17 protein-coding genes are annotated in these 22,118 nt (G+C 71.7%); 4 read left to right on the top strand and 13 right to left on the bottom strand.

The features are described from left to right. Nucleotides 1–538: 538 nt before the first annotated feature. The 8 genes from ACZ7CH_RS30250 to ACZ7CH_RS30215 are packed head-to-tail and all read right to left on the bottom strand — an operon-like array spanning nt 539 to nt 10,679. A complete protein-coding gene (locus ACZ7CH_RS30250; RefSeq protein WP_458430730.1) occupies nt 539–1,288 on the bottom strand; it encodes a cell division protein FtsQ/DivIB in 750 nt (249 codons plus the stop codon). Further along, a complete protein-coding gene (murC, locus tag ACZ7CH_RS30245; protein WP_458430729.1) occupies nt 1,285–2,652 on the bottom strand; it encodes a UDP-N-acetylmuramate--L-alanine ligase in 1,368 nt (455 codons plus the stop codon). The genes ACZ7CH_RS30250 and murC overlap by 4 nt, the downstream gene beginning before the upstream one ends. Continuing rightward, complete coding sequence (murG, locus tag ACZ7CH_RS30240; protein WP_360390519.1) at nt 2,649–3,752, bottom strand: undecaprenyldiphospho-muramoylpentapeptide beta-N-acetylglucosaminyltransferase; 1,104 nt, start codon at nt 3,750–3,752, stop codon at nt 2,649–2,651. Before murG ends, murC begins: the two co-directional genes overlap by 4 nt. Nucleotides 3,753–3,783: 31 nt before the next feature. Next, nucleotides 3,784–5,253 (bottom strand): putative lipid II flippase FtsW, encoded by a 1,470-nt coding sequence (gene ftsW, locus ACZ7CH_RS30235; RefSeq protein WP_360390522.1) that lies wholly within the window; start codon nt 5,251–5,253, stop codon nt 3,784–3,786. Then, a complete protein-coding gene (gene murD / locus ACZ7CH_RS30230) occupies nt 5,250–6,614 on the bottom strand; it encodes a UDP-N-acetylmuramoyl-L-alanine--D-glutamate ligase (RefSeq protein ID WP_470375494.1) in 1,365 nt (454 codons plus the stop codon). The genes ftsW and murD overlap by 4 nt, the downstream gene beginning before the upstream one ends. Next, nucleotides 6,614–7,699, bottom strand: coding sequence for a phospho-N-acetylmuramoyl-pentapeptide-transferase (mraY, locus tag ACZ7CH_RS30225; RefSeq protein ID WP_065916843.1), 1,086 nt, complete (start codon nt 7,697–7,699; stop codon nt 6,614–6,616). The genes murD and mraY overlap by 1 nt, the downstream gene beginning before the upstream one ends. After that, complete coding sequence (locus ACZ7CH_RS30220; RefSeq protein ID WP_360390528.1) at nt 7,696–9,156, bottom strand: UDP-N-acetylmuramoyl-tripeptide--D-alanyl-D-alanine ligase; 1,461 nt, start codon at nt 9,154–9,156, stop codon at nt 7,696–7,698. The genes mraY and ACZ7CH_RS30220 overlap by 4 nt, the downstream gene beginning before the upstream one ends. After that, nucleotides 9,153–10,679, bottom strand: a complete 1,527-nt coding sequence (locus tag ACZ7CH_RS30215) for a UDP-N-acetylmuramoyl-L-alanyl-D-glutamate--2,6-diaminopimelate ligase (protein ID WP_470375493.1) — start codon at nt 10,677–10,679, stop codon at nt 9,153–9,155. The genes ACZ7CH_RS30220 and ACZ7CH_RS30215 overlap by 4 nt, the downstream gene beginning before the upstream one ends. A 407-nt stretch (nt 10,680–11,086) precedes the next feature. On the opposite strand from ACZ7CH_RS30215, the gene ACZ7CH_RS30210 reads away from it, so the two are divergent. Then, a complete protein-coding gene (locus ACZ7CH_RS30210) occupies nt 11,087–12,238 on the top strand; it encodes a putative glycoside hydrolase (protein WP_470375492.1) in 1,152 nt (383 codons plus the stop codon). Here the strand turns inward: ACZ7CH_RS30210 and ACZ7CH_RS30205 are convergent. From ACZ7CH_RS30205 to mraZ, 4 genes are all read right to left on the bottom strand, one after another. Then, on the bottom strand, nt 12,235–14,157 hold the full coding sequence (locus ACZ7CH_RS30205) for a peptidoglycan D,D-transpeptidase FtsI family protein (protein WP_360390537.1): 1,923 nt from the start codon (nt 14,155–14,157) through the stop codon (nt 12,235–12,237). The genes ACZ7CH_RS30210 and ACZ7CH_RS30205 overlap by 4 nt on opposite strands. After that, on the bottom strand, nt 14,157–14,771 hold the full coding sequence (ftsL, locus tag ACZ7CH_RS30200; protein ID WP_470370701.1) for a cell division protein FtsL: 615 nt from the start codon (nt 14,769–14,771) through the stop codon (nt 14,157–14,159). Before ftsL ends, ACZ7CH_RS30205 begins: the two co-directional genes overlap by 1 nt. Then, nucleotides 14,768–15,721, bottom strand: coding sequence for a 16S rRNA (cytosine(1402)-N(4))-methyltransferase RsmH (gene rsmH / locus ACZ7CH_RS30195; protein ID WP_360390542.1), 954 nt, complete (start codon nt 15,719–15,721; stop codon nt 14,768–14,770). Before rsmH ends, ftsL begins: the two co-directional genes overlap by 4 nt. A 164-nt stretch (nt 15,722–15,885) precedes the next feature. Continuing rightward, nucleotides 15,886–16,317, bottom strand: a complete 432-nt coding sequence (gene mraZ / locus ACZ7CH_RS30190) for a division/cell wall cluster transcriptional repressor MraZ (RefSeq protein ID WP_053733094.1) — start codon at nt 16,315–16,317, stop codon at nt 15,886–15,888. Nucleotides 16,318–16,722: 405 nt separating this feature from the next. Here mraZ and ACZ7CH_RS30185 point away from each other — a divergent pair, with 405 nt between their 5' ends. From ACZ7CH_RS30185 to ACZ7CH_RS30175, 3 genes are read left to right on the top strand one after another with little or no spacing between them, the layout of a single operon-like run. Beyond that, complete coding sequence (locus ACZ7CH_RS30185; RefSeq protein WP_470375491.1) at nt 16,723–17,772, top strand: AAA family ATPase; 1,050 nt, start codon at nt 16,723–16,725, stop codon at nt 17,770–17,772. 2 nt (nt 17,773–17,774) lie between these two features. Further along, nucleotides 17,775–19,040 (top strand): DUF58 domain-containing protein, encoded by a 1,266-nt coding sequence (locus ACZ7CH_RS30180; RefSeq protein WP_458430722.1) that lies wholly within the window; start codon nt 17,775–17,777, stop codon nt 19,038–19,040. A gap of 3 nt (nt 19,041–19,043) precedes the next feature. After that, complete coding sequence (locus ACZ7CH_RS30175; RefSeq protein WP_470375490.1) at nt 19,044–21,530, top strand: transglutaminase TgpA family protein; 2,487 nt, start codon at nt 19,044–19,046, stop codon at nt 21,528–21,530. A 71-nt stretch (nt 21,531–21,601) separates the two neighbouring features. On the opposite strand, the gene ACZ7CH_RS30170 is transcribed toward ACZ7CH_RS30175, so the two are convergent. Continuing rightward, complete coding sequence (locus ACZ7CH_RS30170; RefSeq protein WP_360390551.1) at nt 21,602–21,997, bottom strand: DUF3040 domain-containing protein; 396 nt, start codon at nt 21,995–21,997, stop codon at nt 21,602–21,604. Nucleotides 21,998–22,118: the final 121 nt, after the last annotated feature.

Raw genomic sequence — 22,118 nt, 5'->3', positions numbered from 1 at the left:
GTAGTCGTGCCCCGGATCTGGAGATCGTCTCCCCCACCTTCTCGCGGTTCCGGCCTTCCCGCGGGACGACCCCCCGCTACCACCGGTAGGCGGTGACGGTCCCGCCGACGCCGCCGGTGGGGCGACCGCGCCGGGACCGCTGTTGATCGTCCTGTGTGGACTTCGTCGCGGTGACGGGCGACCTTGAGTACTTCCTTCGGGTGACAACGACCAGGACGGCTAATGCCACACCGGCCACGCCGATGAGCACGGTAGTCGTCCACGCCCCAGGAGGTCCGTCTTGGCACCCGCACCCGCGTCCGTGCGTTCGCTCGTCGTCGAGGCGATCGTGCTGGAGCTCGTCACGAGCAGGCTCGGCAGCCTGGTCGTGCGGTTGCTGAAGCCGGCCGGCTGACCCGGACCCCAGGAGAGATCCCCGTGTGCTCCCAGCCGAACCCGCGCACCCAGCGCCGCCCGCGCCGCGTCCCGACGCCGTCCCGCCCGCGCAACCCGCGGCCCTGACCCCGCTGAACCACCGCGGTTCGAGCAGTGGTCGCGGCTAGGAGATGGTGGCCAGGTCCGGTGAGGTCACGTCGAACGCCGTCCCCTCGCGGGTCAGCAGCACCAGCAGCACGGCCGCCTTCCGCGGCGTGTCCTCGGACCCGCCCCACTTCACGACGCGGTCGCCGGACAGCACCAGCTTCACGTCGGCGCCGGTCGTGGCCGACACCTGCAGCACCTCGGCGCGCAGCGCCGCCGGCAGCTCGTTGACGACGCCGACCGCGGCGCGCGTGGCCGGGTCGACCGCCGACGGGGTGGCGAGGACCAGGTCGGGCACGCCCGGCGCGGGGGCCGGCATGGTCGCGTAGTCCTTGCCGGTCGAGTCGACCAGGTGGTAGCCGTCCGACAGCTTCACGGACCCGACCGGGACGCGTTCGGTGACGAGCAACCGGACCGTGCCGGGCAGCTGCCGTTCGACCTCGATGGCGGCGATGCGCGGGACTGCGGCGACTCTCTCGCGGATGGCTTGCAGGTCCAAGCGCACCAACGGGGCGCCGGACTCGATGGCGGCCGCGGCGCGCACCTCGTCGTCGGTGAGCACCACGGCGCCGTGCACGTCCACGTTGCGGACGCCCAGCAACGGCGTGAAGAACACCCCGTAGGTCAGGCCGATGAGGCCCAGCACCGTTGCCAGAGCGACCAGGCGGCGGCGCAGGATGATCCTGCGCCGCGCCCGGTGCTCGGAACTCCTCGCGCGCCGGTTCGCGGGGCGAGCGCGCTGGGACCTGCCGCGAACCGGGGCGCTCATGACAGCGCGCTGACGATCTCGGGACCGAGCATCGTGACGTCGCCCGCCCCCATCGTGACGACGAGGTCGCCGTCGCGGACCAGCGACGCCACCAGTGCCGGCACGCGGTCGAACGACGGCTCGTAGTGCACGGAGGCGGTGACCTGGTCCGCGATCAACGCACCGGTGACACCGGGTTCCGGTTCCTCGCGCGCGCCGTACACGTCCAGCACGACGACCTCGTCGGCCAACGACAGCGCCGCGGCGAACTCGGTGGCGAACGTGCGCGTGCGCGAGTACAGGTGCGGTTGGAACACCACGACGACACGGCCCGCTCCCGCGACCGGGCGTGCCGCACGCAGCTGTGCGTCGACCTCGGTCGGGTGGTGCGCGTAGTCGTCGTAGACCGACACGCCACCGGCACGGCCCTTGAACTCGAACCGCCGCCTAACGCCGCCGAACGCCGCCAGGCCTTCGAGCAGACCGGCCTGGTCCGCACCCAGCTCCAGCCCGGCCAGCAGTGCGGCGACCGCGTTCAGCGCCATGTGCTCGCCCGGCACGGCGACCCGCACCTCGACCGCGACGCCGCCGATCTCGACCGACGCCAGGCCACCGCTCTCCGCGGGCTTGTAGTCGACGATCCGCGCGTCGGTGGCCGTGCGGCCGTACTCGCGCACCCGGATGCCGCGCGCGCGGGCCTCGGTGATCAGCCGCGCGGCGCCGGGGTCGTCCGCGCAGGACACCAGCACGCCGCCGGGCGTGATGCGGTCCAGGAACGAGTCGAACACGGCGGTGTACGCCTCGACCGTGCCGTGGTGGTCCAGGTGGTCAGCCTCGACGTTCGTCACGACCGCGACGGACGGCGAGAAGAACAGGAACGAGCCGTCGGACTCGTCGGCCTCGGCGACGAACACCCCGCCCGTGCCGTGGTGCGCGTTCGCACCGGACTCGTTCAGGTCGCCGCCGATGGCGAACGACGGGTCGACGCGGCAGTGCTGCAGCGCGACGGTCAGCATCGACGTGGTCGACGTCTTGCCGTGCGTGCCGGCCACGCACACGACCCGCTGGTCCTCCATGAGCGCGGCCAGCGCCTCGGCGCGGCGCAGCACCGTGATGCCGCGCTCGCGGGCCGCCGCGTACTCCGGGTTCGTCTCCCTGATCGCGGTCGACACCACGACCTCGGTCGGGCCGCCGACCAGCTGGTCCAGGTTCGCCGCGTCGTGCCCGACGGCGATCCGCGCACCCTGGGCGCGCAGGGCGAGCACGGTCCGCGAGTCCTTGGCGTCCGAACCGGACACCTGCACGCCGCGGGCCAGCAGGATGCGGGCGATGCCGCTCATGCCGGCACCACCGATGCCGACGAGGTGAACGCGTCCGAGACTCACTTCTTGATCACCTCCAGCACCCGGCGGGCCAGGACCTCGTCGGCCTCGCGCCGGCCGGTGCCCAGCGTCGCCGCGGACATCGCCGCCAGCCGCTGCCGGTCCGCCACCAGCGGCACGACCAGGGAGGCCACCTTCTGCGGGGTCAGCTCCTCGTCCGGCACCAGCAGGCCGCCACCGGCCGACACGACCGGTCCGGCGTTGAGCGCCTGCTCTCCGTTGCCGTGCGGCAGCGGCACGAACACCGCGGGCAGGCCCACGGCGGACACCTCGGCGACCGTCATCGCACCGGACCGGCACAGCACGGCGTCCGCGGCCGCGTAGGCCAGGTCCATGCGCTCCAGGTACGGCACCGGCACGTAGGCGGGCCGGCCGGGGACCTGTTGCACCGCAACGGTGTTCTTCGGCCCGTAGGCGTGCAGCACGCCGACGCCCGCGCGGGCGAACTCGGCGGCCACGGGTGCCACGGCCTCGTTGATCGACCGCGCGCCCTGCGAACCGCCGAAGACCAGCAGCGTCGGCGCGTCCGGGTCCAGGCCGAAGAACCGGCGGGCCTCGGCGCGCAGCGCGGCGCGGTTCAGCGTCGTGATCGAGTGGCGCAGCGGGATGCCGATGACCTCCGCGTCCGCGAGGCCGGAGTCCGGCACCGCCGCCGCCACGTGCTCGGCGAACTTCGCGCCGACCTTGTTCGCGAGACCGGCCTTCGCGTTCGCCTCGTGCACCACGATCGGCACCCGGCCGCGCGCGGCGAGGTAGGCGGGCAGCGCCACGTAGCCGCCGAAGCCGACGACGACGTCCGCGCCCACCCGCTCCAGCACCTCGCGGGTCTGCTTCACGGCGCCGCGCACGTTCAGCGGCAGCTTCAGCAGGTCCAGCGTGGGCTTGCGCGGCATCGGCACCGGCGGGATCAGCTCCAGCGGGTAGCCGCGGGCCGGCACGATCTTGCTTTCCAGGCCGCGCTCGGTGCCGAGCGCGACGACGCGCGCGTCGGGTCGCAGCCGCATGACCGCGTCGGCCAGCGCCAGTGCCGGCTCGATGTGTCCCGCGGTGCCACCGCCCGCGACCACGACGCACGGACCACTGGGGGCAGGGTGCCCGGTCAAGACGTTCCTCCGGTGTTGGTGTGCTGCGAAATCAGTTGTACCGCCCGCGTCCGCGGGTCGATCGGCCTTGCTCTGAACGGCTCTGGTTCACCCGCCGCGTTTCGCGGCGACGGTACTCCGAGGGCGGAGCGGAGCGTCCAGCCACACGACGTTCGTCCACCACCGGGAGTTGCGCGGTGCGGTTGCGGCCGGGTGCGCGCGGGGGCGTCGACGGGCGGACCGGCTTGCGCTTGGGCGGCGGCTTGTAGGCCTCGGGTGCGGGCAGCTTCAGCAGGCCACCGACCCGGCCGGGGCCGAGCGAGCGCAGCGCAGACACCGCTTCCGGCTCGTGCCGGGCGCAGTTCGCGAGGATGCCGAACACCACCATGGTCGTGACGATCGACGTGCCGCCGGCGGAGATCATCGGCAGCGTCAGACCGGTGACGGGCAGCAGCTTCACGACGTAGCCGATGTTGATCGCGGCCTGCGCGACCAGCCACACCGTCAGCGTCGCCGCCACGATCCGGATCCACGGGTCGGTGTTGCGCGCGGCGACCCGCAGGCCGATCCACGCGAGCGTGCCGAACAGCGCCAGCACCAGCGCGCACCCGACGAACCCGAGCTCCTCGCCGATGACCGCGAAGATGAAGTCCGACTCGACGTTGGGCAGGTACCGCCACTGCGAGCTGCCCCGGGCGAGGCCCTTGCCGAACAGGCCGCCCTCGGCCAGCGCGAACATCGCCTGCCGGGCCTGCAGACCGGCGCCCTGCGGGTCCGCGTTCGGGTCGAGGAACGACGTGACGCGCGAGAGCCGGTAGGTCGCCCCGATCGCGAGCACGACGGCACCGGCCACCGCGCCGCCGAGGATCACGCCGAACAACCGCATCGGCGCGCCCACGAACCACAGCAGGCTGACCAGCACCACGCCGAGCGTGATCGTGCCGCCGAGGTCGGGCTGCAACATGACCAGCGCGAACACCAGCATCGCCACGGGCACGACGGGCACCAGCAGGTGCCGGTACTGCGAGAGCAGCGCCCGCTTGGTCACGAGCACGTGCGCGCCCCACAGCGCGAGCGCGAGCTTCACCGCCTCGATCGGCTGGAACGACACCGGCCCGAGGGTGAACCACGACCGGGCGCCACCGCGCACGTCACCGAGCGGCGTCAGCACCAGCGCCAGCAGCAGCACGCCGATGCCCATCGCGGCCGTCGACAGGTGCCGCAGCTTCCGCAGGGGGAACCGCAGCACCACCCAGAACAGCACCGCGCCGACGCACACGTAGATCAGCTGCTTCTGGAACACGCTGTAGGCGGAGACACCCGAGGCGACCTGCCCCGGCGCGGACGCCGACAGCACCATCACCAGGCCGAGCACGGTCAGCATGCCGAAGACCGCGAGCAGCAGGTGGAAGTCCGCCAGCGGACGGCTCAGCCACGCGGTCAGACCGCCGCGCACCGACGCGACGCGCCTGGCGGGACGCGCCTTGCGCTTGGTCCCCGTCTTCTCCGCGACGACGCTCATCGGCCGATGAGCTCCCGCACCGCGGCGGTGAACGCCTGTCCGCGATGGGCGTAGTCGGTGAACATGTCCATGGAGGCCGCTGCGGGGGCGAGCAGCACGGTGTCACCCGGCCCCGCCAGTTCCCGGGCAGCACGTACCGCGACGGTCATGGCCCCATCGTCCCCCGCGTCAAGGACCCGAACGGGGACATCGGGCGCGTGTCGCGCCAGTGCGTCCGCGAGGACCTGCCGGTCCTGCCCGATCAGCACCACGCCGTGCAGCCGGTGGGCCTCTGTGCGGACCACGTCCTCGACCGACGCGCCCTTGAGCAGGCCGCCCGCGATCCACACGACGCTGTCGAACGCGCGCAGCGACGCCACCGCCGCGTGCGGGTTCGTCGCCTTCGAGTCGTTGACGTAGCGGATGCCGTCGGCCTCGCCGACCAGCACGGCGCGGTGGGCGGCCGGTTCGAACGACTCCAGGCCCTCGCGCACGGCTTCGGACGGCACGCCGTACGCGCGCGCCAGCGCCGTCGCCGCCAGGGCGTCCGCGATGCCGGGCGGGCCGGCCGGGCGGATCTTGGCCACTTCGACCAGCGGCTCGTCGTCGGCGAACGCGCGGTCCACCAGCCAGCCGCCGCGCACGCCGAGCTGGCCCTCCGCGGGCTCCTCCAGGGTGAACCCGACCTTGTCGCGCGCCGGGGCGTCCTCCAGCAGGTCGACGACGAGCTCGTCGTCGAGCCAGCCGATCGCGACGTCCCCGGTCAGCACCCCGGCCTTGGCCCGCGCGTAGGCCTCCATGCCGCCGTGCCAGTCCAGGTGGTCCTCGGCGAGGTTGAGCAGCGCACCGGCCTGCGGGCGCACCGACGGCGCCCAGTGCAGCTGGAAGCTCGACAGCTCCACGGCGAGCACCCGGCGCCCGGCCAGCAGCGCGTCCACGACCGGCAGTCCGACGTTGCCGCAGGCCACGGCGTCCGCGCCGGCCGCGCGCAGGATCGACTCCAGCATGCCGACGGTCGTGGTCTTGCCGTTCGTGCCGGTCACCGCGAGCCACACCGGCGGGTCGGCGAGCTCGGCGGCCATCCGCCAGGCCAGCTCGACCTCGCCGATCACCTCGACGCCCGCCGCCGCCGACGCCGCGAGCAACGGGCTCGACGGCTGCCAGCCGGGGCTCGTGACCACCAGCGACGTGCCCGCGGGGGGTTCGGTCAGGCCGGGCACCAGCTCGACGCCCTCCAGCAGCGACTCCAGCGCCGCCAGCCGGTCGGGGGACGAGTCCGTCACCACGACCTCGGCGCCCGCCGCGAGCAACGCCTCCGCCGCGGACCGGCCGGTCACCCCGGCACCGGCGACCAGCACCCGCGACCCGGCCAGCTTCGTCATCAGAACCCGCCCGTCAGCCACTCGCTGTAGAAGACGCCCAGACCGAACATGCAGCAGATGCCGGCCATCAACCAGAACCGGATGATGACCGTGGTCTCCGCCCAGCCCGCCAGCTCGAAGTGGTGGTGGAACGGTGCCATGCGGAACAGCCGCCGTCGTGACGTGCGGAAGACGGCGACCTGCATCGCCACCGACAGCGCCTCGACCACGAACAGACCACCGATGACGATCATCAGCAGCTCGGTGCGGGTCGCGATCGCGAGACCGGCGACCAGGCCGCCGAGCGCGAGCGAGCCGGTGTCACCCATGAAGATCTTGGCGGGGGCGGCGTTCCACCACAGGAAGCCGATGCAGCCGGCCATCGCGGCCGCGGCGATCACCGCGAGGTCCAGCGGGTCGCGCACGTCGTAGCAGCCGACCACCGCGTAGCTGGTGCAGTTGTAGCGGAACTGCCAGAACGAGATCACGACGTACGTGCCGAACACCATCGCCGACGAGCCGCCGGCGAGGCCGTCGAGGCCGTCGGTCAGGTTCACGGCGTTCGACCAGGCGGCGACCATGCCGTAGCAGAAGACGATGAACCCGATCGTGCCGAACGAGACGACGGTGATGTCGCGGACGAACGACAGGTTGACCGACGCGGGGGTCAGGCCCTCCTTGTTCGGGAACTGCAGCACGAGGATCGCGAACGTGATCGTCGCGATGAACTGGCCGACCAGCTTCGCCGTCTTGTTCAGGCCCAGGTTGCGGGCCTTGCGGATCTTGATGAAGTCGTCGAGGAAGCCGACGAGCCCCAGCGACGTCGTCAGCATCAGCACGAGCAGGCCGGACGCCGTCGGGGTCTGCCCGGACGCCGAGGCCGACATCGAGTTCACCAGGTGCGTGCCGAGGTACCCGGCCCACATCGCGACCAGGATGGCGAGACCACCCATGGTCGGCGTGCCGCGCTTGGTCTTGTGGTGCTGCGGGCCGTCCTCGCGGATCTCCTGGCCGAAGCCCTGGCGCGAGAAGATCTTGATCAGGTACGGCGTCAGCAGGATCGACACCGCGAGTGCGATCGCAGCCGCGATCAGGATGCTCTTCACTTGGTTCCTGCCTCCAGCAGGGCCTCGGCGATGCGCCACAGGCGGTAGGCGTTGGATGCCTTGACCAGCACGACGTCACCGGGCCGGAGTTCCGCGCGCAGCAACTCGATCGCCGCGTCCGCGTCCGGCACCAGGACGGATTCCTCTCCCCAAGATCCTTCCAGGTGCGCGCCCTGGTGCATCGCGCGGGCCGCGTCGCCGATCACGACGAGCTTGCTGATGTCCAGGCGCACCACGAGCCGGCCGATCTCGTCGTGCTCGCGCACGGCGTCGTCGCCCAGCTCGGCCATCGGGCCGAGCACGGCCCAGCTGCGGCGGGCGGGCGTGGCGGACCGGGCGATCGTCGCGAGCGCCTTCAACGCCGCCCGCACCGAGTCCGGGTTCGCGTTGTAGGCGTCGTCGACCACGGTCACGCCGTCGGCCCGTTCGGTGATCACCATGCGGTGCGCGGACACCCGTTCCGCGGCACCGAGTCGTTCGGCCACCTCGGCGGGCGTGGCGCCCAGCTCCAGCGCGATGGCGGCGGCGACCAGCGCGTTGCCGACCTGGTGCGCGCCGCTGACGCCGAGCTTGACGTGCGCCTCGCCCCGCGCGGTCCGCAGCGTGAAGCTCGCACGGGCCTGCTCGTCGAGCTCGATGCCCACCGCGCGCACGTCCGCGTTGGGGCTCTCACCGACGAGGACGACCTTGGCCCTCGTGCGGCTCGCCATGCCCGCGACCAGCGGGTCGTCGGCGTTGAGGATGGCGACGCCGTCCTCCGGCAGCGCCTCGACCAGCTCGCCCTTGCCCTGCGCGATGCCCTCGCGGGAACCGAACTCGGACAGGTGCGCGGTGCCGACGTTGAGCACGGCACCGAACTTCGGCGGCGCGACCCCGCAGAGGTTCGCGATGTGCCCGACCCCGCGCGCGGACAGCTCCAGCACCAGGAACTTCGTGTCCTCGCCCGCCCGCAGCGCGGTCCACGGATGGCCGAGCTCGTTGTTGAACGACTCCGGCGGCGCGATGACCTCACCGGTGGGGCGCAGCACCTGGGCGATGAGGTCCTTCGTGGACGTCTTGCCCGCCGACCCGGTGATGCCGATGATCGTGAGGTCCGCCAGCCGGTCGGTGACGTGGCGCGCGAGCTTCGCGAGCGCCTCCAGCACCGCGGCGCCCTCGCCGTTCTGGTCGCCGGCGAGCACGTAGGCGTTGGCGTGCCTGGTCGGCACCGGCGGCGCGATGACCGCGGGGGCGTCGACCTCGCGGCCGGCCAGCACACCGGCCGCGCCCGCCGCGACGGCCTGCGCCGCGAAGTCGTGGCCGTCCACGCGTTCTCCCGGCAGGGCCAGGAACAGACCGCCGTCGGTGACCTTGCGGGTGTCGAACTCGATGGTGCCGGTGACGACCGGGCTGCCATCGGTTGCGTGCAACCGTCCACCGACGACCTCTGCGATCTCGGCGAGCGTGAGTGCGATCAACGGTGCGCCTTCCTGATCGCGGCGGTCAGGGTCTCCACGTCCGAGAACGGGTGGATCACGCCGGCGATCTCTTGTCCCGTCTCATGTCCTTTGCCCGCCACGACGACGACATCGCCGGGAAGTGCCAGCTCGACGGCCTTCCCGATCGCGAGCCCCCGGTCGCCGATCTCCAGCACCTCGCCCCGGTTCGCGGTGGCGAGGGCGCCTTCGAGCACGGCGGCCCGAATGGAGGACGCGTCTTCGCTCCTGGGGTTGTCATCGGTGATGATCACCACGTCGGCGCGTTCCGCCGCGGCCTCCCCCATGAGGGGCCGCTTGGCCCGGTCGCGGTCACCGCCGCAGCCGAGCACGACGATCACCCGGCCGTCGGTCTTGGCCCTCACCGCGTCCAGCGCGAGCGCGACGGCGGCGGGCTTGTGCGAGTAGTCGACGACGGCGGTGAAGTCCTGGCCCTCGTCCACCCGCTGCATGCGGCCGGGCACCTGCACGGCCGCGAGACCGGCACGGATCGCCTCGGCCGGGACGCCCTCCGCGTGCAGGCAGGCGATGGCCAGCAGGGCGTTCGCGACGTTGAAGCTGCCCGCGAGCGGGAGGTGGACCTCGACGTCGCCGTCCGGGCCGTGCGCGGTGAAGGTCTGCTCGCCGGTGGCGCTCACCTCGACACCGCTCGCGGTCCAGTCGGCGGGCTTCGTCGTCGCGACGGTGACGGTGCCCGGCTTGACCAGCCTGGGGCCCCAGTCGCCGTCGACGCAGACGACCTCGCGGCGCGCGCGACCGTCGAACAGCTGCGCCTTGACCTGGAAGTACTCCTCCATGTCGGCGTGGTAGTCGAGGTGGTCCTGGCTGAGGTTCGTGAACGCGCCGACCTCGAACTCGGTGGCGGCGACGCGGCCCATGTGCAGCGCGTGGCTGGAGACCTCCATCGCCACGTCGGTGACACCGCGCTCGGCCATCACCGCGAACAGCGCCTGCAGGTCCGGCGCCTCCGGCGTGGTGTGCGAGCTGCCGAGCTGCTCGTCGCCGATGCGGGTGCCGACCGTGCCGATCAGCCCGGTGGTGCGGCCCGCGGCCTTGAGCACCGACTCGATCATGTACGTGGTGGTGGTCTTGCCGGACGTGCCGGTGACCCCCCATAGCCGCACCTTCGCCGACGGCCGCCCGTAGACGTGGGCGGCGAGCAGCCCGACCACCTCGCGCGGGCGCGGGTGGATGAGCACGGGCACGTCCTTGAGGGACTCGCGAGCGGCACCGGCCTCGTCCGTGAGCACCGCGACCGCACCGTTCGCGAGAGCGGTCTCCGCGAAGTCGGCACCGTGCGCGTGGGCGCCGGGCAGCGCGGCGTAGAGGTCGCCGGGGACCACGTGCTGTGCACGCAGAGTCACCCCGGTGACCTGGACGTCGGCGTGCGCGGGACGCGTCAGGTGCACGTCGGCGACCGCGGCCAGGGCAGCCGCGGACGCAGGTCGGATGTGGTTCGGGCGGGGCGGGGCGGTCGCGACCTTGCCCTCGAGCTTGGCAGGCACGCGCAAGAGGCTACCGGCGTGCGGAGAGTGGCCGGTCGGCGCGTTGGCAATCGACTGACGTCGCCGTTCCACCGCGCTCGGGACCACGGGTTTCCCTTCCGCGCACACCTCTGTCCAGTGTGGACCGCCCCGTGTGGTTTGACCCCGAACCCCACCTGGACGGGACCGCCGGTCCGTTCGGCGATCGAGCGGGTCGCGCATTCTTGGTGGCGCACTTCGATTGTGCAAGTGAGCGAGAACACACCCAGGCGCGACAATGACCAAATTCATTGTTTCACAGTGAAAACTCCGAGCTCACACCCCCTTAATAAGACGCGTTTCATCACGTCTAATACTCCAAATCCGGAGAGCAAGGCGAGGTGGAGTTCAGCGTGCGATTCCCACAAATATCGATCATGGTTTCCGCGGTGGCGCTGTCACTCGTCCCCGCAGCTCAGGCCGATGAACCGACCCGCACGACCGAGTCGTACTGGCTGCACATGAACAGTTCACCGACCACGCCGGAAATGATCAGGACCGAGGCGCAGCGCCGGTCGTACGTGGTGCTGAACGCCTGGGAGGGCGATCTCGCCAGGCAGCTCAAAGCAGCCAACCCCGAGATCAAGACGTTCGTCTACAAGGACCTCTCCTCGACCCGCAGCCATGCCTGTGAGAACGGGGTGGACGACGCCGATCTGCCCACCGGTGTCGGCTACTGCGCGGCCGATCCCTCGTGGTTCCTCGTGGACCCGAACGGTCAGCGGTTCGAGTACGACGGATATGGCGGCCATTGGCAGATGGACGTCGGTAACACCGCTTACCAGAAGGCGTGGGCCGACAACGTGATCAGCGCGTCGCGCAACGTCTTCGACGGCGTGTTCATGGACAACGCGCTGTTCGCCTGCGACACCTACCACGCGCGTGTGTGCCCGGCGAAGTACCGCACCGACGAGGCCATGCGCGGGGCCTACCGCTCGATGCTCGCCAACACCCGGCAGCAGTTCGTCGACGCCGGCTTGAAGACGGTGGCCAACCTGTCCAACGCCCGCCTGCACGACGGCGCGTGGGACAGCTACGTCGAGCACCTCGACGGCGGGTTCGACGAGTGGTGGCTGACGTTCGGGGACCGGGACCTGCTGTCGGAGTACCCGCAGGGGTTCAGCCGGCAGCTCGCCGAGATCACCGCCAACGAGGCCAAGGGCAAGATCACCTGGGTGCAGCCGCACCACAGCGGTGCCGAGCAGCCGTTCCGCTACGCCTTCGCGAGCTACCTGCTGGCCGAGGGCGGGCACACGGCGATCTCCGAGATCGCGGAGACCGACCGCTACGACAACGCCTCGCCGTGGCGCGCCGAGTACGACTGGGACCTGGGCAAGCCGCTCGGCGCCCACTTCGCGGTGAGCACCAACGTGTTCCAGCGCGACTTCGCGTGCGGCACCGTGCTCGTCAACGCGAACAAGACCGGCAGTGCACCGATCACCGTCCGGCTGAAGGAAAAGCACATCGACGAGAAGAACGCGCCGGTCAGCTTCGCGGCGTTGCCGGGGACGACCGGAACCGTGCTGCGCAAGCCCTGTTAGAGCTGCAGCTGCACGTACGGCGTCTGCTCGTTCGACAGCGGGACCTGGAACCGCTGCGTCAGGAACGCGCCGATGTCGTGGAACAGCGGTGCGGCCGAGGAGCTGAACGGGGTGCCGGTGGGCGCGTCGAGCATGATGCCGACGACGTAGCGCGGGTTGTCGGCGGGCAGGATGCCGGCGAAGGTGATCCAGTACTGCGAGTCCGAGTAGCACTTGCACTTCGGGTCGATCTGCTGGGCCGTGCCGGTCTTGCCCGCGACCTGGTAGCCGGGCAGCGCCGCCTTCGCGCCGGTGCCGTTCTGGTTCGCGTCGCGCGGGTCCGACTGCGTGACGGAGCGGAACATGCTCCGCACGGTCTTGGCGGTCTCCGGCGACACCACGCGCACGCCCTCCGGGCGCTGCTTCTCCGAGCGCGAGCCGTCGCCGGAGATCTCGGCGCGGACCAGCCGCGGCGGCACGCGCAGGCCGTCGTTCGCGATGGTCTGGTACATCGCGGTCATCTGCAGCAGGTTCATCGACAGGCCCTGGCCGATCGGCAGGTTGCCGAACGTCGAGCCGGACCACTGGTTGAGCGGCGGCACGATGCCGGACTCCTCGCCGGGCACACCGGACTGGGTGCGCTTGCCGAGGCCGAACTTCTCCAGCATCTCGGCGTAGCGCTCCTGGCCGACCTCCTGCGCGGCCAGCAGGGTGCCGACGTTCGAGGACTTCGCGAAGACGCCGGTGAACGACATCGGGACGGTGCCGTGGTTCCACGCGTCCCTGATCGTGCGGTCGGCGACCTTGAGGTAGCCCGGCACCTGGAGCACGTCGTCCGGCTTGAACAGGCCGTACTCGACGGCGGCCGCGGCGGTGATGATCTTGTTCACCGAGCCGGGCTCGAACGTGTCGGCCACGGCGCGGTTGCGCTTCTGCGCGTCGCTGGCCTTGCCGAAGTCCGTCGGGTCGTAGGTCTGGTCGTTGGCCATGGCGATGATCTCGCCGCTGCGGGAGTCCAGCACGACGGCGGAACCGCTGCGGGCGCCCGACTTCTTCGTGTAGTCGGTGACCATCCGCTGCACCGCGTACTGCGTGTCGACGTCGATGGTGAGCTCGAGCGACTTGCCCGGCTGCGGCTTGGTCAGCTCGCGCTCGGTGTTCGGGATGACGAGGGTGTCGTCACCGGACATCGTGTCGACGACCCTGCGGCCCATCCGGCCGGCCAGCACGTTGTCGGCCGCGTTCTCCAGGCCGAGGATGCCCTGGGTGGTCGGCGGCTTCTCGTCCTGGCGCCAGTTCGCCGCGCCGATGATGTTGGAGGCGACCTGGCCGTTCGGGTAGATCCGCTTGGCGCGGTACTCGGAGCCGATCTCGGCCGGGTACTTCGCGACGATCGCCGCGGCCTTGGTCGGCTCGGCCTCGCTGACCAGCACCTCGTAGCTGATGTCGGCCACGAGCTGCTCGTAGATCGTCTCCTCGTCGGTCTTCTCGCCGTTGACCTCGGGGCCCAGCGTCGAGGAGATGAACTTCGCGACGTCACGCGCGTGCTCGTCGTAGGTCTGCGCGAACTGCTTCTTCTGCTTGTCCTTCTCCTTCTCGCGCTCGGCGTCCCAGTTCTTCCTGGCGCGCTGGGGAAGGATGTAGAGCGCGCGCACCTCGACGGAGAACGCGAGCTGGTTGCCGTTGCGGTCGAGGATCGCGCCGCGTTCGGCGGGGATGTTCAGGTACGTCGTGCGCTGCAACCGGGCCTGCGTCGACAGCTCGTCGGCCTGCAACCCCTGCACCTGCACGAGCTTCAGGCCCGCGATGACCAGTGCGCCGACCAGCAGGATGCGGCCGACGGCGATGCGCACCTTGCTGTTACCGCCGGTGCGGGCCTTCGGAGCGGGACCGCGCACGGACAACGGCCGGCGCGGGCCCCTCTGCTGCGGTCCCGGCATCAGCCACCCGCCGGTGGCGTCGGGGGGTTCGCGGCCCCGTCACCCGCGGGCGGCGTGGTGCCGGCTGGCGGCGGCTGCTCACCGGCGGGAGGCGGCGTGGTGGTCGTGGGAGGGGGCGGCGGCGTCGACTTCGTCGGCGCGCTCGGCTTGCCGAACTCCTCGACCGTGCCGTCCGCCAGCTGCCGCAGCCGCGCGGGGTTCGACGGCTCCACCAGGCCCATCTCGGTGGCGCGGCGCGCGAGGTCGGTCGGCGACTCCAGCAGCGCCACCTCGCGGCGCAGCTGCTCGACCCGCAGCGTCAGCTTCTCCTGCTCGGCGCGTGCCTCCTGCAACCGGTAGGAGTCGGCGGCGGCCTGCGTGGAGAAGTACATGATCCCGGCGATGCCCGCGACCAGCACGAGCATCACGAGCACGACGAACGGGGCCTTCGACACCTGCCGCGCGTTCTGCTGCGGTGCCGACGACCCGCCGCGCAGGTTCTGCGCGCGCTGCGCCCGGCGGGCGTAGGCGCGGTCGGCGGCGGCGGACCGGCGCCGGGCCTTGTCGGTGTCGGTCTTCTTGTCCTTGGAGCGGTCGCGTGGGGACGGCCCACCGACCCGTGCCGGTGCCGTCATCTCACCTCTCCGATCCGTTCCGCTGCCCGCAGCCGCACGGGTGCGGCACGGGGGTTGTCCTCGATCTCCTGTTCGGACGCGACCTCCGCGCCCTTCGTGACCAGTTTCAGCTCCGGCCCGTGACCGGGCAGCTCGACCGGCAGCCCCGGCGGCGTCTTCGACCTCGCGAGCTCCGCGAACGCGTGCTTCACCATCCGGTCCTCGAGGGACTGGTAGGACTCCACGACGATCCGCCCGCCCACCGCGAGCACGCCCAGCGCCGCGGGCAGGGCCAGCCGCAACGACTCCAGCTCGCCGTTGACCTCGATCCGCAGCGCCTGGAACGTGCGCTTCGCCGGGTGGCCGCCGGTGCGCCGGGACGCGGCGGGGACGACGTTGTAGAGCAGCTCGACCAGCCGGCCCGAGTTCGTGAACGGCTCCCGCTCGCGCTCGCGCAGGACCGCCGAGGCGATCTTGCCCGCGAACCGCTCCTCGCCGTAGGTCGAGAGGATCCGCGCGAGGTCGCCGTGCGAGTACGTGTTGAGCACGTCCGCGGCCGTCATGCCGGTGCCCTTGGACATCCGCATGTCCAGCGGCGCGTCCTTGGAGTAGGCGAACCCGCGTTCGGACTCGTCGAGCTGCAACGAGGACACGCCGAGGTCCATCAGCACGCCGTCGACCCGCTTGAAGCCCAGGTCGTGCACGGCCTCGTCGATGTGGTCGTAGGTGACGTTGACGAGGTGGACGCGGTCGCCGTGGCGCGCGAGCCGGGCCGAGGCCAGCTCGATGGCCTGCGGGTCGCGGTCGAGACCGATGAGGGTGAGCCCGGGGTGCGCGCTCAGCAGCGCGTCGGAGTGGCCGCCCATGCCGAGGGTCGTGTCGACCAGGACGGCGGGCTTGCCGCTCAGCGCGGGAGCGAGCAGCTCCAGGACGCGGTCCAGCAGCACCGGAACGTGCCGCGGCTGATCCATCGTCCCTCTACTCCCCGAAATGCGTTCGGGTGACGTCAGGTCCCCGCCCGCCCGTCGAACCTGGCGCCGGGGAAGGTGCGCCAGGGTCGGTTGTCGAGCGGACCGAGGCCTCACGGCACCCGAATCGCGGTTGAACATCCGGCCTGTTGCTCGGCTGACCGCCATCAGAAGACGCCCGGTATGACCTCCTCGCGAGCCGTGGCGTAGCCGTCCTCGTGCTCGTCGAGATAGGTCTGCCAGGCCGCCGCGTCCCAGATCTCCAACCTGGTGAACGCGCCGACGACCACGCACTCCTTGGTCAGCCCGGCGTACCGGCGCAGTTCCGGTGCGATCAGGACCCGACCCTGACCGTCCGGACGCTGCTCGTCCGTACCTGCGAACAGATAACGCTGGTAGGCGCGTACGGCGTCGTTGGTGAACGGCGCCTCGGCGACCTTCCTCGCCATCTGCTCGAACTCCGCCCGGGGGAACACGTACAGGCAGTGGTCCTGGCCCTTGGTGACCATGAGACCTCCCGCCAGTTCGTCCCGGAACTTCGCAGGCAGTGTCAGCCGACCCTTGTCGTCCAGGCGCGGGTAGTGAGTGCCGAGGAACATCGGCAGCCACCTCCCTCGCCGGGCGACGGACCGGCAGTGGAGCCCCCGTCTGCCCCACCGGCCGCCACAGTACCCCACTTTTCACCACAGTCAACGCTGAAACAGGTGCTCACGCACCACCGAGCAACCTGTTTCCGCAGGTAGACGAGGTGGGGAGACGCGGGGGGATGGTGGGGGATCTCCGCAGGCTCCACCTGCGCGGGTGAGGTTCAAGCCCCGATTTGCCACTCGAACGGACTAGAAATCCGGGCCGGAACACGGGGTTGGGGCGCGGTGGTGGGGGAAGGTGGAAACTGGTGGAGCGAACCTGAAGCGGCCCGCAGGTGTGGGGCACTTAGCCGTGGTTTGACACACTGCGTGAAACGCTCACACGTCCGTGTTCCGGACACGGCTGCTGGAGGTTTAGTGACGCCGGGAAGCCCAAGCGCGAACAGTCACGCGCCGGTCGAACAGGTTCTGGGTGAGCTGCACGCCGCCGTCCAGCGGATCGCCGCCAACGTCGAACGGGTGCTCGTCGGCAAGCCCGACGTCGTGCGGCTGGCCCTCGTGACGCTGCTCGCCGAGGGGCACCTGCTGGTCGAGGACGTGCCGGGGGTCGGCAAGACCTCGCTGGCGAAAGCGCTTGCCCGTTCCATCGACTGCACCGTGAGCCGCGTGCAGTTCACGCCCGACCTGCTGCCGAGCGACATCACCGGCTCGTCGATCTACAACCGGCAGGAGAACGACTTCGAGTTCCGGCCGGGACCGATCTTCGCGAACATCGTCGTCGGCGACGAGATCAACCGCGCCTCCCCCAAGACGCAGTCCGCGCTGCTGGAGTGCATGGAGGAGCACCAGGTCACGGTCGACGCGAACACCTACCCGCTGGGGTCGCCGTTCATGGTGATCGCGACGCAGAACCCGATCGAGATGGAGGGCACCTACGCCCTCCCGGAGGCGCAGCGCGACCGGTTCACCGCGCGCGTGTCGGTCGGCTACCCCGATCCCCAGGCCGAGCTCGCCATGGTCGACGAGCACGCGGGCCACAACCCGCTCGACGACCTGCGGCCCGTCTCGGACGCGGCGCAGATCCTGCGGCTGATCGAGGCCGTGCGCCGGGTGCACCTCTCCCCCGAGGTGCGGCGCTACGCCGTGGACCTGGTGTCGGCCACCCGCCGGCTGCCGGAGCTGCGGCTCGGCGCGTCCCCGCGGGCCACGCTGCACCTGGTGCGGGCGGCCCGGTCGCAGGCGGCCCTCGCGGGCAGGGACTTCGTGGTGCCCGACGACATCCACGCCGTGGCGATCCCCGTGCTGGCGCACCGGCTGGTGCTGACGGCGGAGGCCCAGGCCGCCCGCCGGTCAGCGGCCGAGCTGGTCAGGGCGCTGCTGCAGCGGGTGCCGGTGCCGACCGCAGCACTCGACCCGAACGCCGCCTTCGTCCGCAGCATCAACAACAACGCAGGGACGCCACGGTAACGATGCGCACCGCACTGTCCGGTCTGACCACCCGCGGAAGATGCTTGCTGGCCGCGGGGTTCGCCGCCGGAGCGTGCGCCGTGGTGCTCAACGAACGCGATCTGCTGCGCGTCGCGGCGTTCGTGATCGCGCTGCCGCTGCTGGCCGCCTGGCTCGCCACACGGGCCAGGGTCGGCCTGCACGCGGCTCGGTTCCTCGCGCCCAGCCGGGTGCCGGTCGGGGCCGCGTCCGAGGTCAAGCTCGACCTGCGCAGCACCGGCCGGCTGCCCACCGGCGGGCTGATGCTGGAGGACACCGTCCCCTACGCGCTGGGCGCGCGGCCGCGGTTCCTGGTGGAGCGGCTGCCGCGCAACACGCCCACGTCGCTGCGCTACCCGCTCAAGCCGGTCATGCGCGGCATCCAGCAGGTCGGCCCGCTGATGGCGCGGATCACCGACCCGTTCGGGCTGGCCGAGTTCGACCGCGAGCTGGCCGGCCGCTCCCGCCTGGTCGTCGTGCCGCGCGTGGTGCGCCTGGCCGGGTTGCCCGGCGGGTCCGGCATGGGCGCGGGCGACGACGGCTCGGTGCGGTTGCGCGCGGGCCAGGGCGAGGACGACGCGGTGGTGCGGCCCTACCGGCAGGGCGACGACCTGCGGAAGGTGCACTGGCGCTCGACCGCCCGGCGCGACGAGCTGATGGTGCGGGTCGAGGAACGCCCGTGGCGCGGCGGCACGACCGTGCTGCTGGACCACCGCGTCCACGCGCACCGCGGCAGCGGCCCGACGGCGTCGCTGGAGTGGTCGATCTCGTTCGCGGCGTCGATCTGCCTGCACCTGCACCACTTCGGCCACCAGGTGCGCCTGGTCTCCGAGGACGGCCGGGTGCTCGCGGGCGGGGCGTCCGACGGCGGGCACAGCGACCACGTGGTGCTCGACGCGCTGGCGGCGTTGCAGGCCTCGCACCGCAAGGAGCTCTCCGCCGGCATCGACCCCGGTGCCGGCCAGGAGGTCATCGCCGTGCTCGGCGGGGTGTCGCCGTCCTCGGTCGAGGAGCTGATCAGGTACCGGCCGCGGGGCACGCGCAGCCTCGCGGTGCTGCTGGACGTCACCGCGTGGGCGGGCGGGTCGGACGCGACCGCGCCCGACCCCGAGGACGCCCGGCGGCTGCTGACCGGAGCCGGCTGGGGCGTGGCGATAGCGCGGCCCTCGTCGTCGATGCAGCAGGTGTGGCAGGAGCTGTGCGCGAGCGCGAGCAACCGCGGACCGGCCGTGCGTTCGGAGGTGGGCTGAGCTATGGCGACGACGACGTCTTCCCGCGGCGAGACCGCGGAGTGGTTCAGCTCCGCGACGCCGTGGATCGCGGCGCTGGCGGTGCTGTGCGCGTCGACGGCGTTGTCCGGGGTGATCGAGGGCGACCTGTGGCTGGTCCGCATCGCCGTGGTGATCCTGGCGATCACGGTGACCGGTGCGTTCCTGCGGGCCACCCGGCTGCCCCCTCCGCTGGTGGCGCTGGCCCAGGTGTTCGTGCTGCTGTGCCTGCTCACGGCCCTGCACACGCGGTCGGGCGTGCTGCTGTTCCTGCCGGGTCCCGACGCGCTGAGCGAGCTCGGTGGCGTCCTCGCGGAGTCGGTGTCGCAGGTGCAGACCGGGGTGCCGCCGGTGCACGCGTCACCGGCGATCCAGGCGCTCGTGGTGCTGGCGATCGGCCTGGTCGCGGTGCTGGTGGACACGCTCGCGGTCGCCGCGGCGGCCCCGGCGGCGTCCGGCCTGGTGCTGCTGTGCGTGTTCGCGGTGCCGGCGTCGCTGGCCGACGAGATGCTGCCGTTCTGGACGTTCGTGCTGGGTGCGGCGGCGTTCGCGATGCTGCTCGCGGTGGACGGTCAGCACCGGCACGAGGCGTGGCGCGGGCGGCTCGGGTCCGGGTCGGCCGGTGGCACCGGCGGTTCGGCGACCACGGTGGCGAGCATCGCGATGGTGATCGCGCTGGTGGTCGGCGCGGGCGTGACGATCGTCGGCACGGTCGGGCGGCTGCCGTTGAGCGGCAGCGGTGCCGGCGGGCGCGGCGGCATCGGCCTGAACGAGATGACGTCGCTGCGCGGCATGCTGAACCGCGGCAAGACCACCGAGGTGTTCCAGGTGCGCGGCCTGCCGGAGAGCACGTACATGCGGGCCTCCACGCTCGCCAGGTACGTGCCGAACAAGGGCTGGGAACGCGGCAGCGACCCCGGCGGTCAGCCCGCGCGCGGTGAGCTGCCGCTGCAGCCGGGCGACCGCGGCGACGGCAAGGTGGCCAAGATCGGGGTCGAACCGCGAGGCTGGACGAGCTTCTGGCTGCCGACCTACGGCGCGGTCCGCCGGATCGACACCCCGGACGACGACTACCGCTTCGACCCCGCCAAGGGCGTGATCTTCACCCAGCGCGAGCGGGAGCCGGAACCCTACGAGCTCGAGACCGTGCTCGCGACGCCGACGAAGAACCAGCTGCGCATCGCGTCCGGCCAGCGCAACCTGGTCGACCCGGAGTACTACAAGTTCGACGGGGTCGAGCAGGAGATCATCGACCTCGCGAAGCAGATCACGGGGAACGCGACCAACGACTTCGACAGGGCCGCCGCGCTCACCGAGTTCTTCAACGGCCCGACCAGCGGTTTCACCTACGACCTGAAGACGCAGGGCGACGTCACCAAGGACGCGCTGACCGACTTCGTGCTCCGGGGCAAGCGCGGCTACTGCGAGCAGTACGCCTCCGCGATGGCCGTCATGGCCCGCACGGTCGGCCTGGCCTCGCGCGTGGCCATCGGCTTCACCGCCGGTGTCCCGTCGCCGGACAACGCCTACCGCACGATCAGCACCGACGACGCGCACGCCTGGGTGGAGATCTTCTTCCCGAACCACGGCTGGATGACGTTCGACCCGACGCCGATGACCGACGGCCGCGCGGTCGTGCCCCCGTACCTGCGCGAACAGTCGCCGGGTGCGGAGGAGGAGCCGACGGCGAACACGCAGACGTCGACGACCGCGCAGCCCAGCCAGGGCTCGGCCGCGCCGTCCACCGCCGCCGACGGCGAGGAGGAGGCCGGTGTCACCGGTGACGCCACACAGCAGGACACCTCGAAGGACTGGGTGCCGTGGGCGGTGTTCACCGCCCTCGTGCTGGCGACCGCGGTCTCGATGGTGCGCAACGTGCTGCTGAAGGACGACGGTGCCGCGGTCATGCCGCAGCACCGTGAACGCCGGCGCCGGCTGCGGCGCTGGGCGGCGGTGGCGGCCGCGGTGCTGTGGTCGGCCACGCTGCTGTTCGCGGCGGCATGGCTGTCGTACGTGCTGGCCGCCGTCGTGCTCGTGCTGCTGGCCGCGGGCACACCGGCTGCCCTGCGGTACCTGCGGCAGCGGTCCCGGCTGCGGGTGGTCGGCCGTCTCGGGCCGGACGCGGCGACGGCGGCGTGGGCCGAGCTGATGGCGGAGTCGGTCGACCGCGGCGCCCCGGTGCCGTCGGCGGAGACGGTCAGGACGGCGGCCCGCCGGCTCGCGCGGGAGCACAACCTGGACGAGGCAGGCCGCGACGGGCTGCGGACGATGATCGGCGCGATCGAGCGGGCCTGGTACAGCCCGAACCCGGCGGCGGACCCGGCGCTGCCCGCGGCGCTCACGGCCGTGCGGCAGTCGTTGCGGCAGAACGCGCCGTTGTCGCTGCGGGCGAAGCTGTTCCCGCGGTCGGTGCTGCGGCCCTCGCCCGCGCCGCTGGCCGACGTCCCGGACCAGGAGCCGGTGCCGGCGTAGTCCCCCGCACAACGGATCGGGCCCGTCCCCTTGGTGGGGGCGGGCCCGAGTGGTGTCTGAAGGGTGTGCGCTTACTGCTCCTCGTCGAAGCGACGACGGAAGCGCTCCTCCATCCGTTCGGAGAACGAGCTGCGGCTGCGCGTCGGCTTGCCCTCTTCCTGCGCACCTTCGGCGACCTGGTCACCACGACGCAACGTCGTCAGGGTGATGAGCACGCCGAAGAACATGAGCAGGAAACCGAAAACGCTCACGACCGGAATGCCCGCGACTGCGAGCTGCGAGAAAATCACCCCGGCGATGAGGGCCGCAACACCGGCCACGAACAGCACGATGCCCTGTACACGACGCCGCTTGGACGGCCGCCGCAACTTGGCGCCTCGTACGGTGGATGCGAACTTCGGGTCTTCGGCGTAGAGCGCGCGCTCGATCTGGTCGAGCAGTCGCTGCTCGTGCTCGGAGAGTGGCATCGTTCCTCCTCCGGCACAGCGGTCGCGGGCGCCGGGTGTTCGCGGTTGCCGCCGATCCCGGCGGACGGCCCACCCTGGGGACGTCACCCTCCAGGATACGATCCGCGCGCCCCGGCGACTA

The organism is Lentzea sp. NPDC037011, assembly GCF_055607425.1.
Note: the sequence above shows the minus strand (reverse complement) of the source record. Positions and strands in the feature narration are given on the sequence as shown.